Consider the following 12,883-nt stretch of genomic DNA (forward strand, 5'->3'; position numbering starts at 1 on the left):
CTGTGCTCATTGCCGGGCGCATGCTGACGGAATGGCCGTGTTGCTGATCGCCGAGGATGACGAGGACATCGCCGCCGTTCTGACCCGGGTGTGCAAGCGGGCCGGGGTCACCGTGCTCCGTGCGGCGGACGGGCAGGCCGCCCTCGAAATGATCGAGGACGAGCATCCGGACGCGCTGCTCACCGACCTCGGCATGCCGCGGATGGACGGCTGGGAGCTGATCCAGAAGGTGCGCGCCCACCCGGAGACCCGGGATCTGCCGGTGGCCATCCTGAGCGGGCAACTCACCCCCGGTGACCCGCGGGCCGCAGCGCTGGCCTGCGCGGTGCTGCTCAAGCCCTGCCCGAACGATCGGCTGGTCGAGGCGGTCAAGAAGTTGCTGGCGCACGAGCACGATGAGGAGTGCTCGACCTAAAACGTACATATAGTATTAATAGGGCAGCGCCCCGCAACGGTGCGGGGCGGCTTCGGAACGGGCGGACCATGGCGGTGCTCGGAGCTCCGGTCACACCGGACAGCGATGCGTTCCTCGGCACCCTGATGCAGAGCCTCTCCGTGGGCGTGGTCGCGTGCGACGCCACCGGCCGCGTCGTCTTCATCAACCGGGCGATGCGCGAGGTGCGTGGCTTCCCGCTGGACGGACCGGTGCCGGACGACTTCGCCGCACGCTCCGAGCGGGTGATGACCAGCCCCGACGCGCGCCCGCTGCCCTGGTCGCAGACCCCGCTGATGCGGGCGCTGCGCGGCGAGCACATCGTCGCCGAGGACGTCTGCATCCGCAGACCGGACCAGCCTGTAAGGATCTTCGCCTGCACCGCCCAGCCGATCTTCGACGCGGCGCACCAGCTGCTCGGCGCGGTCTCGGTGGCGCACGAGGTGACCGCGCTGCGCCGCGCCGAACGGTTCCGGGCCTGCCACCTCGCCGTCGAACACGTGCTCAAACAGGCCAGCTCGGTGCACGCGGCCGCGCCCGAGGTGCTCCGCGCGGTCGCCGTCACGCTCGGCTGGCCGTGCGCCGAACTGTTCCTGATCGACGAGTCGGCGGCCGGCGCGCTGCGGTCGGTCGGGTACTGGGACACCGGCACCACGACACCGGACGGCTTCTTCGGGCACACCCCGCGGCGCGGGGAGGGGATCACCGGGCGGGTCTGGGAGACCGGGCGGGCCATCTGGGTGCCGGACATCGGGGCCGAGCTCAACCTGCGGACCCCGCACGAGCGGGAACGGGTGCAGGTCTGCATCGAGCGGGGGATCCGGACCGTGCTGGCCGTGCCGGTGCAGGACGGCACCACCATGCTCGGCGTGCTGACCTGCTATGCCGGCTCGCAGGAACGGCACGAGGAGCTGCTCACCGTGCTGATGGACGGGGTGGCCGCGCAGATCGGGGTGTTCGTGGCGCTGCGCCGCGCCGAGGAACTGGCCCGGCAACTGGCCCGGGCGCAGAACGACTTCGTCGACCTGGTGGGGCACGAGATGCGTACCCCGCTCACCTCGATCACCGCGAACGCCACCATCCTCGCCGAGGACGCGGCCGGGCTCGACCACGACGGCCGCCAGATGGCCCGGACCATCGCCCGCAACGCCGCCGTGCTCCAGCGGATCGCCGAGGCGCTGCTCGACCTGGCCGGCCTGGACGGCGGACACCTGGCCCTGGAGAAACGCCGGGTCGACCTGGCCGCCCTGGTCGCCGAGGCGGTGACCACGGCCCACTCGACGATCACCACCGACCTGCCCGGCGAGCTGCTCCTGCCCGGCGACGCCGACCGCCTCCGCCAGGTCCTCGGCGACCTCCTGGCCAACGCGGTCAAATACAGCCCACCCGGCGCCCCGATCCGGGTGACCCTGCAGAGCGCCGACGGCTGGGCCTGCCTGCGCATCGCCGACACCGGCATCGGCACCCCGGAGTCGGAACGCGACCGGGTCTTCGACCGCTTCTTCCGCGGCAGCAACGTGCGGCATCAGGGCAGCCACGGCAGCGGCCTGGGGCTGAGCCTGGCCCGAGCCATCGTCCGCCTGCACGGCGGCACCATCCGCCTGACCGCCAACACCCCGACCGGAACCGTCGTCTGCGTCCGGCTCCCGCTTCACGGCTGACCCGCCCGCCGCTGCCTCTCCCGTCCCCCCGCTCCGCCGCCACCCGCCCACTCCCGCTCCGCCGTCCGCCTTCGGCCCGCTCCGCCGCGCTTACAGTTGCGGCCGGCGGTCGCGGTCGCTGGCTGGTCGCGGTTGCGGCCGGCGGTCGCGGTCGCTGGCTGGTCGCGGTTGCGGCCGGCGGTTGCGGTCGGTGGCTGGTCGCGGTCTTTGCGCGCCAGGCCACGGAGTTGCTGGTCGCGGTTGCGGCCGCCGGTTACGGCCCGCCGATGCCCCCGGTTCAGATCGGGTGCGCAGCCGGTTCCGGTCAGCCGCCCACTTTCCGACATGAGCCGATTTTTCCGGTACGCCGCGAACCCCTCAAACTCCGAAACGCCACCCCGCCCCGCCCGTCCAGTCCAGCCGGTCCTGATGGTCCTGGTCCTGTCGGCGACAGAACCGTGCGCCGAAGTCCGACACCCCGGCTGGGCGTGGTGGCCCTTTCCCAGCAGTCGATAGGGCTCTGCTGTCCAGCGCGGTGACTCGGGCTGGCCTTGGTGGCCCTTTCCCGGTGGTCGATAGGGCGCTGTGGTCCAGCTCGGTGGTTCGGGCTGGCTTTGGTGGTCCTTTCTCGGTGGGGGATAGGGCGCTGTGGTCCAGCTCGGTGGTTCGGGCTGGCTGTGGTGGCCCTTTTCCGGTGGGGGATAGGGCGCTGTGGTCCAGCTCGGTGGTTCGGGCTGGCTGTGGTGGCCCTTTCTCGGTGGGGGATAGGGCGCTGTGGTGCAGCTCGGTGACTCGGGCTGGGCTTGGTGGCCCTTTCCTGGCGGTTGATAGGGCTGTGAGGTCCAGCTCGGTTACTCGGGCTGGACCACAGAGCCCTATCTCGGTGGGGGATAGGGCTGTGGGGGCCAGCCCGACGTCCCGGCTGGCCCTGGGCTCTGCTCGGTGACTTCGAGCTGAGCGCGGGAGGGCGTACCGGAAATGGCGGACCGTGAGGGAGGCGGCGGTCCGCTTTTGATCGTCAGCGGTCGAGGGCGTCGAGCAGGGCCGTGCCGTGCAGCCCACCGTTGATGCCGAGCCAGCGGACCGGCTCCGGCTCCCATCGGCGCGAGCGGTGACCGACCCAGGGCAGCCGCGTCAGGTCGGTCCGGCGGCCCAGGATCAGGTCGGTCAGGGTGCGACCGGCCAGGTTGGTCGCCGCGACGCCGTCGCCGACGTACCCTCCGGCCCAGGCCACGCCGTCGCGCAGGCCGACGCTCGGCATCCAGTCGCGGGGGATGCCGAGCGGGCCGCCCCAGCGGTACGCCACCGGCACCTCGATCCCGAACAGCTCCTGGACGGTGTGCCGGAGCTTGCCGAAGACCGCGGGGACCCGGTCGAACTCCGGGCGGACCCGGGAACCGAAGTGGTACGGCGCGCCCCGGCCGCCGAACGCCAGCCGATCGTCCGCGGTCCGCTGGCCGTAAATAATCATCCGGCGCTCGTCCGTGAACGTCTCCCGGCGTTTCAGGCCGATCCGGTCCCAGACCGAGGCCGGCAGCGGCTCGGTGGCGATCATCAGGGAGTAGACCGGGGCCAGGTCCCGGCGGTGCCCGGGCAGTTCCGCGGTGTAGCCCTCCAGGGCCCGGACCACGGTGTCGGCCCGGACCGTGCCGCGGTCGGTGACCACCTCGCCGGCCGTCACGGACAGCGCGCGGGTGCCCTCGTGGATGGTGACGCCGAGCTCCTCGACCGCCGAGGCCAGCCCGCGGACCAGCTTGCCGGGGTGCAGCGCGGCGCAGTGTTCGCTGTAGACGCCGCCGAGCACGCCGGTCGCGTTGCAGATCGCCCGGGCCTGGTCGGCGTCGAGCCGGTCGGCGGGCGCGCGGCGCAGCTGGCCGGGGGTGCGCAGCAGCGAGATGACCCCGCCCTTGGCGTAGTCGCAGTCGATCCCGGCCCGGCCCACCTCGTCGACCGCGTCGGCCAGCGCCGCGTGCATCGCCCGCGCCGCGTCGGCGCCGAACCTGCGGGTCAGCTTGGCCTCGGAGACCGGGAACAGGCCGGAGGCCCAGCCGCCGTTGCGGCCGGACGCGCCGAAGCCGCAGAACTCCGCCTCCAGCACGACGATCCGCAGGTCGGGCCGGGCCCGGGCGAGGTAGTACGCGGTCCACAGCCCGGTGTAACCGCCGCCGACGATGGCCACGTCGGCGTCCCGGTCGGCGGGCAGGGCGGAGCGTCGCTCGATCGGGCCGAGCGACTCAAGCCAGAAGCTCATGTGTTATCTGGTTCCCCAGGCGTAGGTCTGTTTGGCGAGCTTGAGGTACATGAAGGTGTCCACCGCGGCGACGCCCTGGATGGTCCGGACCTTCTCGTTGAGCAGGTCCAGCAGGTGCTCGTCGTCGGTGCAGACCAGCTCGACCAGCAGGTCGTAGCGGCCGGCGCAGATCACCACGTAGTCGACCTCGGGGATGGACGCCAACTCGTCGGCGATCTCCCGCAGGTCGCCGTTCACCCGCAGGCCGACCATCGCCTGCCGGGCGAAACCCAGGGTGAGCGGGTCGGTCACGGCGACGATCTGCATCAGGCCGTTGTCCAGGAGCCGCTGTACGCGCTGGCGCACAGCGGCCTCCGAGAGCCCGATCGTCTTGGCGAGCGTGGCGTAGGACATCCGCCCGTCCCGCTGCAGGTGATCGATGATCTGCTTGTTGATCTCGTCCAGGGCCACGTCGCTCACGTCGCGATTCTTCCCTGTGAGGACATGTCCGGGCAAAGAGAGTCCTAGTTGTTCCGTAGAGCGGTGGTCAGGATGGTGATGCCGCGTTCCAGATCCTCGTCGGAGATGACCAGCGGGGGCAGGAAACGCAGCACGTTGCCGTAGGTGCCGCAGGTCAGCGTGAGCAGACCGGCGTCGTGACAGGCCTTGGACACCGCCGCGGTCCGGACCGGATCCGGCTCCAGGCCACCGGGCTTGTTGATCTCCACGGCGATCATCGCACCCCGGCCACGCAATTCCGCTATGGCCGAAATTTCAGACAAAGAGGTTTTCAGTACGGTCTCGATGCGTCGCGCCGCGGCGGCCAGATCGAGCTCGCGCATGGTCTCGATGGCGGCCAGGGCGGCGGCGCAGGCCACCGGGTTCCCGCCGTAGGTCCCGCCGAGTCCGCCCGCGTGCACCGCGTCCATGAGGTCCGCCCGCCCCACGACACCGGCGATCGGCAGCCCGCCGCCCATGCCCTTGGCCGTGGTGATCAGGTCCGGTTCCAGGCCCTCGTGCTCGGAGGCGAACCACTGCCCGGTACGGCAGAACCCGGTCTGGATCTCGTCGGCGATGAAGACCGCGCCCGCCTCGGCCGCCCAGGCCGCGAGCGCGGGCAGGAAGCCCGGAGCCGGGACGACGAAGCCGCCCTCGCCCTGGATCGGCTCGATCAGCACCGCGGCCACGTTGCCCGCGCCGACCTGCTTCTCGATCACGTCGATCGCCCGGCGGGCCGCCTCGGCGCCGTCCAGCCCGCCGTCGCGCAGCGGGTAGGACATCGGCGCCCGGTACACCTCCGGCGCGAACGGCCCGAACCGGTGCTTGTACGGCATGTTCTTCGCGGTCAGCGCCATGGTCAGGTTGGTCCGGCCGTGGTACGCGTGATCGAACACCACCACCGCCTGCCGCCCGGTGGCGTGCCGGGCGATCTTGACGGCGTTCTCCACCGCCTCGGCGCCGGAGTTGAACAGGGCGGCCCGCTTCTCGAACGTGCCCGGGGTCAGCTCGATCAACTGCTCGCAGACCGCGACGTACGACTCGTACGGCGCGACCATGAAGCAGGTGTGGGTGAAGCGCTCCACCTGCGCCCGCACCGCCTCGACGACCTTGGGCGCGGCGTTGCCGACGTTGGTGACCGCGATGCCGGACGCGAAGTCGATCCACTCCCGCCCGTCGACGTCGGTGAGGGTGCCCCCGCCTGCGTGGTCGACGTACGCCGAGATGGTCGAGCCGACGCCCCGCGCGACCGCGGCGACCCGTCGTTTCTGCAGGTCCTCGGACTTGGACATCAGGCGCCCACGTTGTGCATGACGTGCTTGAGCCGGGTGTAGTCCTCCAGGCCGTACACCGAGAGGTCCTTGCCGTGCCCGGAGTGCTTGAAGCCGCCGTGCGGCATCTCGGCGACCAGCGGGATGTGGCAGTTGACCCAGACGCAGCCGAAGTCGAGCCGCTGCGTCATCCGCATGGCCCGCCCGTGGTCCTTGGTCCACACGCTGGAGGCCAGCGCGTAGTCGACGCCGTTCGCGTAGCGGACCGCCTCGTCCTCGTCGGTGAACTGCTGCACGGTGATGACCGGGCCGAACACCTCGTTCTGGATGATCTCGTCGTCCTGGCGCAGACCGGCCACGACCGTGGGCGACCAGAAGAAGCCGCGGTCGCCGACCCGGGCGCCGCCCGCCTCGATCGAGGCGTGGTCGGGCAACCGGTCCAGGAAGCCGCTGACCCGGGCCAGCTGGTTCGCGTTGTTGACCGGGCCGTAGAGCACGTCCTCGTCGTCCGGCTGTCCGGTCTTCGTGGCCCTGGCCTGCTCGGCGAGGGCGGCGACAAAGTCCTTGTAGACGGCCGGGGCGACCAGCACCCGGGTGGCCGCGGTGCAGTCCTGGCCGGCGTTGAAGTAACCGGCGACCGCGATGTCCGCGGCGGCCGCCGCGATGTCGGCGTCCTCGAAGACCACGACCGGGGCCTTGCCGCCCAGCTCCAGGTGGGTGCGCTTGAGGTCGGCGGCGGCCGACCCGGCCACCTCCATGCCGGCCCGCACCGAGCCGGTGATCGACACCATCTGCGGGGTCTTGTGCTCGACCAGGGCCCGGCCGGTGTCCCGGTCGCCGAGCAGCACGTTGAAGACGCCGGCCGGGAGGAACTCGGCGGCGATCTCGGCCAGCATGACACTCGTGACCGGCGTGGTGTCGGACGGCTTGAGGACCACGGTGTTGCCCGCGGCCAGGGCCGGCGCGATCTTCCAGACGGCCATCATCAGCGGGTAGTTCCACGGCGTGACCTGCGCGCAGACGCCGATCGGCTCGCGCCGCACGTAGCTCTCGAAGCCGTTCATGTACTGCCCGGCGGAGCGGCCCTCGAGCAGCCGGGCGGCGCCGGCGAAGAACCGGATCTGGTCGACCGCGGGCGGCAGCTCCTCGCTGGCGGTCAGGCCGAGCGGCTTGCCGGTGTTCTGCGACTCGGCCGCGACCAGTTCGTCGGCGCGGGCCTCGACGGCATCGGCGAATTTCAGCAACGCCTTCTGCCGGTCGCTGGGAGTGGTGGTGCGCCACTGGTCGAACGCGGACGCGGCAGCCGACATGGCCCGGTCGACATCCTCCTGGCCGGACACCGGAGCGGAGGCGAAGACCTCGCCCGTGGCCGGGTCGACGAGGTCGGTGTACCGGCCGTCCGCGGGCGCGACCGCGGCGCCGGCGACGAAATTGTGCAGAACCTTCTTGGCGGTCATCCGGCCTCCAGCTTCGGGATCAGTGCGTGCCGCCCCATCTTTTCCGCTGAATCCGTGGTGAACAAGGGGGCTAGGGCATTTTTCCGTGTTTCACGGATGGCGCCGCACGGCCAGCACCGCGACGTCGTCCCCGGGTTGCTCGGTGCCCGCCGCGCTCATCACCGTGGCGCACACCGTCTCCGCATTCTCCGCCTGAACCAGCTCGGTGAGGTGGCCCAATCCGCGATCGATCACCTGGTCCCGGCGTTCGATCAGGCCGTCGGTGTAGCAGAGCAGCACCGCGCCGGGCGGAAAGTCGAGTGTCGTGCTGCGCCGCGGGCGCGGGGTGCGGCCGACGCCGAGCGGCGGGTCGACCGGGATGCCGGCGAGCTCGGCCGGGGCGCCCGGGCGGGCCAGCACCGGGCGTAGGTGGCCGGCCGAGGAGAGCACGATCCGGTCCCGGTTGGGGCTGATCATGGCGTACAGCGCGGTGGTGAGGCTGCCCGCCTCGAAGTGCTGCACCTTGCGGTTCAGCAGGGTGAGCGCCTCGGCCGGGTCGTCGCAGATCAGTGCGTAGGCACGGAGCGCGCTGCGGATCCGGCCCATCACCACGGCCGAGGCCAGGCCGTGCCCGGAGACGTCGCCGATCACCACGCCCAGGTCGCCGGTGGGAAGGGTGAAGACGTCGTACCAGTCGCCGCCGATGCCGAACGCGTGGCCGGGGACGTACCGCGCGGCCATCTGGACGCCGGGGATCTCCGGCAGCCGGGCCGGCAGCAGGCTGCGCTGGACGGCCAGGGCCGCGGCGTGGTCCAGCTTGTCGGCGCGGAGCCGGCCGGCCAGACCGGCCCGGTCCGCGACGAGCTGGAGCAGGCGTACGTCGTCCGCCCCGAACCGCCGCGGCGTCAGCGACCCGACGTGCAGCACCCCGACCAGGTCGGTGCCGACCATGATCGGCACGCCGAGCAGCGACCGGATGCCCTTCTGCACCAGGATCGGGTTGACCCCGTCGTCCGGGGTGAGGTCGGCGATCCGGACCGGGCGGCGGCCGGCCGCCACCCGGCCGGCGAAACCGCGCCCGACGGCGACCCGGAACCCGGCCCGGACCTCGTCCTCCAGCCCCTTGGCCGCGGTGGCGACCAGCTGCTGGGCGTGCACGTCGAGCAGCAGGATCGCCGCGGTGTCCACGTCCAGCAGGTCCCGGACGCGATCGAGCAACTCGTCGAGCAGATCGGCGGCGTCGAGGCGGGACAGCGCCGCATCGGTGACGGCCTCGAATCGCCGGATCCGTTCGTCGTCATTGATGCGTCGGGGCACGGTTTCAGCCTAGTGTCCGCTCACCGGAGCGGACGGTAACCAGCAGTCACGATTCGATCGGCCGCACCTCCGCCGGCGTCACCAATCGGCGGTCGGCGCCGGCCGGCCGGACCGGGCCGGTCAGCCGGACGGTCGCCTCGCAGGGGAGGTCGCCGGCCGACGTTCCGACGAGGATGCGCAGGTCACCGGGCTCCACCACGCGCCGCAGATCGCGGCCGGCGAACGCGGTGCGGTCGGTGTGCACGTGGAAGGTCACCTGGGCGCCCGCGCCCGCGGCCAGCTCGACGCGATGGAAACCGGACAGTTGGCGCACCGGACGAGTGACCTGGGCGACCGGGTCGGCGAGGTAGAGCTGGACCACCTCGGCGCCGTCGCGCTCGCCGGTGTTGCGGACCCGGACCGAGACGGTGAACTCGCCGTCGGTCGGCACGGAGTCCGCGCTGACCCGCAGCTCGTCGACCGCGAAGCTGGTGTAGGAGCCGCCGTAGCCGAACGGGTAGAGCGGCGTCGGGTCGAGATTGCTGACCCCGCTGTGCGTGGCGCCCAGGATCGGCTGGAGGTAGGTGCCCGGCTGCCCGCCCGGGTGCCGCGGGATCTGCACCGGGAGCTTGCCGGTCGGCTGGATCCGGCCGCTGAGCACCCCGGCGATGGCGTGCCCGCCGGCCTGGCCGGGCATGAACGCCTGGACCAGGCCGGCGACCCGGCCGTCCAGGTCGCCGAGGGCGTACGGCCGTCCGGAGACCACCACCACGACCAGCGGGGTGCCGGTGGCCAGCAGCTCCTCCAGCAGCTCCGGCTGCACGCCGGGCAGCCGCAGGTCCTCGGCGTCGCAGCCCTCGCCCGAGGTGCCCTTGCCGAACAGGCCGGCCAGGTCGCCGACGAAGGCCACCGCCAGGTCGGCGCCGCGGGCCGCCTCGACCGCCTCGCCGAAACCGCCACGGTCGTCGCCGGACACCTCGCATCCCCGGGCGTGGGTGATCTCGGTGGCCGGGAACTCCGCGCGCAGGCCGTCCAGCGCGGTCGGGATGTCCAGGCCGAGACCGAGCTGCGGATACCGGGGGAGCACGTGGTTGGGGAAGGCGTAGCAGCCCAGGAAGGTCCGGGCGTCGTCGGCGCACGGGCCGATCGCGGCGATCCGGAACGGCCGGGTCTCCGAGGGCGCGGTGACCGGCAGCGCGCTGCCCGCGTCGAGCAGCACGACGGAGCGCTCGGCCAGCTCGGTGGCGAGGCCCTGGTTGGCCGGCCCGTTCAGGTCGGTGACCGGCGCGGCCAGCACCGACTCCTCCGGCGTCCAGCCCGGGTCGAGCAGGCCGAGCTGCGCCTTCTGGGTCAGCAGCCGGCGGGCGGCGCGGTCGACCAGCTCCTCCGGCACCTCGCCGCCGCGGACCTTGGCGACCAGCTCGGCGCCGTACCCGATGGTGTCGGGCAGCTCGACGTCGATGCCCGCGGCGAGGGCCTGCGCGCCGGCGTCCGCGTTGCCGGTGGCGACGCCGTGCATGGTGGCCAGGAACGGGATCGCCCAGTAGTCGGAGACGACCGTGCCGGTGAAGCCCCACTCGTCGCGCAGCACCTCGGTCAGCAGCCACGGGTCGGCGCCGGCCGGGACGCCGTCGACGTCGGAATAAGAGTTCATGACCGAGCCCGCCCCGCCGATCTGCACGGCGGTCTCGAACGGAGGCAGGATCAGGTCGATCAGCTCACGGCGGCCCATCGGCACCGGGCCGTGGTTACGGGCGCCACGGGAAGCGGAGTATCCGGCGAAGTGCTTGAGCGTGGCGATCACCCCGGAGCTCTGCAGGCCGCGGACGTACGCCGAACCGACCATCGCCACCAGGTAGGGGTCCTCGCCGATGGTCTCCTCGACCCGGCCCCAGCGGTAGTCGCGGACCACGTCGAGCACCGGGGACAGGCCCTGGTGGACGCCGAGCGCGGCCATGTCCCGGCCGATCGCCGCGGACATCCGCTCGATCAGCTCCGGGTCGAAGGTGGCGCCCCAGGCGAGCGCGGCCGGGTAGACGGTGGCGCCGAACGCGGTGAACCCGGTCAGGCACTCCTCGTGCACCAGCGCCGGGATGCCGAGCCGGCTGGCCATCACCACGCGCTGCTGGCGGATCAGCTCGGCGGCGCCCTCGGCCGGGGTGAGCGGGACGCTGCCGTACACCCGGGTCAGGTGACCGAGGCCGTGCTTGGCGGACTCCTCCAGCGGGATCGAACCGCCGGCGGCGAAGACGTCCTGCATCGGCGCGACGTTGTGCTGCTCCTCCGGGTCGTATCCCGGCTCCTGGCCGGAGTCGCCCATGTCGTTGCCGACCCAGCGGCTACCCAGCTGTGCGACCTTCTCCTCGAGGGTCATTTCGGCGAGCAGCGCCTCGACGCGGTCGGCGACGGGCAGCGCCGGGTCGCGCCACGGCTGGGTCACCTGTTCTGTGGTCAACGTTTCCTCCGAACGGTTCCCGAAACTTTCGGGGGCCTTGTACAGCACGCCGGCGTAACGAAAGTGCCTGCCGACGGTGCCTACTCTGGCGCTCAGGGCACGGTTAGGGCAAGGGCCTTGACACCCGTCACAGCGAAACCCTACGTTAACGAAACCTCGCGTTAATTTGCGGCTGTCACTCGAAAGTTCCGGAACTCAGTGACCGCCGTCGCCATCGCTTTATCACCTCCCGCGGCTCGCCGCGGCTTGCTTCGAGTACGGAGAACAGCGTGAAGCGCAGGAACTTTCTGAGTCTCACCGCGGGTGCGGCCGCGGCCACCGGCCTCGCCGCGTGCGGCAGCTCCGGTCCGTCGGACACCAGCAGCAACACCGGCTCCGGCAGCGCCGACGCCGCCAGCTACTGGTTCCTCAGCGGCCCGCCCGGTGAGCCGATCCGGCAGGGCGCCGTGGACCGGTTCAACAAGCTCGGCCAGGGCCAGATCAAGGTCACCACATTCCAGAACGACACCTACAAGGACAAGCTGAAGACCGCCCTCGGCGCGGGCCAGGCACCCAGCATCATCTGGGGCTGGGGCGGCGGCGGCCTGAAGAGTTACGTCGAGGCCGGCCAGGTCGACGACCTGACCGACTGGTTCAGCCAGAACGCCGCGGTCAAGGACCGGCTGTTCAAGGCGTCCTTCGGCCCGGCCACGGTTGACGGCAAGATCTACGCGATGCCCGCCGAGACCGTGCAGCCGATCATCATGCTGTACAACAAGGAGGTCTTCGAGAAGGCCGGCGTCTCGGCCCCGCCGCAGACCTGGGGTGAGCTGATGGCCATGCTCCCCAAGTTCAACGACAAGGGCATCGCGCCGTTCTCGCTGGCCGGCCAGTCCCGCTGGACCAACATGATGTGGCTGGAGTTCCTCTTCGACCGGATCGGCGGCCCGGAGGTCTTCGGCAACGCCTACAACGGCCAGAAGGACGCCTGGAGCAACCCGGCCGCGATCGAGGGCCTGACCAAGATCCAGGACCTGATCAAGGCGAACGGCTTCGTCAAGGGCTTCGCGTCGGTCACCGCCGACTCGAACGCCGACCAGGCGCTGCTCTACCGCGGCAAGGCCGCGATGGAGCTGCACGGCTCCTGGTCGTACGGCATCATCAAGGCCGACGGCGGCAACTTCATCAAGGACGGCAAGCTGGGCTTCTTCAACTTCCCGGCGGTCGAGGGCGGCAAGGGCGACCCGACCAACACCGTCGGCAACGCCGGGCAGTACCTGTCGATCTACTCGAAGGCCTCCGACAAGCAGAAGGAAGCCGCGAAGAACTTCTTCAAGACCCTGCTCGACGACACCGAGCAGCAGGGCTGGATCGAGACCGGTGGTGTCCCGATCGTCCAGGGCTCGAACTCCAAGCTCGCGTCCTCGCCCGACAAGGACTTCCTCAACTTCATCTACGACGTCGCCAGCAAGGCCGGCAACTTCGCCCAGTCCTGGGACCAAGCGCTGAGCCCGACCGCCGCCGAGACGCTGCTGGAGAACATCGCCAAGCTGTTCCAGCTGAAGCTCACGCCGCAGGAGTTCGCCACCAACATGAACGCGGTCATCGGCAAATGACGATCGCACCCCCTGTAGTGCGGTCCGCT

General features: G+C 71.2%; 9 protein-coding genes. 3 read left to right on the forward strand and 6 right to left on the reverse strand.

Going from position 1 to position 12,883, the window contains the following annotated elements; genetic code table 11:
* The first annotated feature begins 31 nt into the window (after positions 1-31).
* Positions 32-415 (forward strand): response regulator, encoded by a 384-nt coding sequence (locus Aiant_RS34940; RefSeq protein ID WP_189333897.1) that lies wholly within the window; start codon positions 32-34, stop codon positions 413-415.
* 68 nt (positions 416-483) lie between these two features.
* Entirely contained in the window at positions 484-2,094 is a 1,611-nt protein-coding gene (locus tag Aiant_RS34945; protein WP_189333898.1) for a sensor histidine kinase, read from the forward strand.
* A gap of 997 nt (positions 2,095-3,091) precedes the next feature.
* Here Aiant_RS34945 and Aiant_RS34950 read toward each other — a convergent pair.
* The 6 genes from Aiant_RS34950 to Aiant_RS34975 all read right to left on the reverse strand — a co-directional run bounded on the left by Aiant_RS34950 (position 3,092) and on the right by Aiant_RS34975 (position 11,259).
* Positions 3,092-4,324 carry an NAD(P)/FAD-dependent oxidoreductase gene (locus Aiant_RS34950; RefSeq protein WP_189333899.1) on the reverse strand — a complete coding sequence of 411 codons (1,233 nt, stop codon included), beginning with the start codon at positions 4,322-4,324 and terminating at the stop codon, positions 3,092-3,094.
* Between the two features lie 3 nt (positions 4,325-4,327).
* The gene (locus Aiant_RS34955; protein WP_229830833.1) at positions 4,328-4,783 is read right to left on the reverse strand and encodes an Lrp/AsnC family transcriptional regulator; all 456 of its coding nucleotides are present in this window, start codon (positions 4,781-4,783) and stop codon (positions 4,328-4,330) included.
* A 44-nt stretch (positions 4,784-4,827) separates the two neighbouring features.
* Entirely contained in the window at positions 4,828-6,093 is a 1,266-nt protein-coding gene (gene gabT, locus Aiant_RS34960) for a 4-aminobutyrate--2-oxoglutarate transaminase (RefSeq protein ID WP_189333901.1), read from the reverse strand.
* Positions 6,093-7,529, reverse strand: coding sequence for a gamma-aminobutyraldehyde dehydrogenase (locus Aiant_RS34965; RefSeq protein ID WP_189333902.1), 1,437 nt, complete (start codon positions 7,527-7,529; stop codon positions 6,093-6,095). The genes gabT and Aiant_RS34965 overlap by 1 nt, the downstream gene beginning before the upstream one ends.
* Before the next feature lie 90 nt (positions 7,530-7,619).
* The gene (locus tag Aiant_RS34970) at positions 7,620-8,825 is read right to left on the reverse strand and encodes a PP2C family protein-serine/threonine phosphatase (protein WP_189333903.1); all 1,206 of its coding nucleotides are present in this window, start codon (positions 8,823-8,825) and stop codon (positions 7,620-7,622) included.
* A gap of 46 nt (positions 8,826-8,871) precedes the next feature.
* Positions 8,872-11,259, reverse strand: a complete 2,388-nt coding sequence (locus Aiant_RS34975) for a glycoside hydrolase family 3 N-terminal domain-containing protein (protein WP_229830836.1) — start codon at positions 11,257-11,259, stop codon at positions 8,872-8,874.
* Between the two features lie 269 nt (positions 11,260-11,528).
* Here Aiant_RS34975 and Aiant_RS34980 point away from each other — a divergent pair, with 269 nt between their 5' ends.
* Entirely contained in the window at positions 11,529-12,854 is a 1,326-nt protein-coding gene (locus Aiant_RS34980) for an extracellular solute-binding protein (RefSeq protein ID WP_229830837.1), read from the forward strand.
* Positions 12,855-12,883 lie beyond the last annotated feature (29 nt).

It is taken from the genome of Actinoplanes ianthinogenes, assembly GCF_018324205.1.
GTDB lineage: Bacteria > Actinomycetota > Actinomycetes > Mycobacteriales > Micromonosporaceae > Actinoplanes > Actinoplanes ianthinogenes.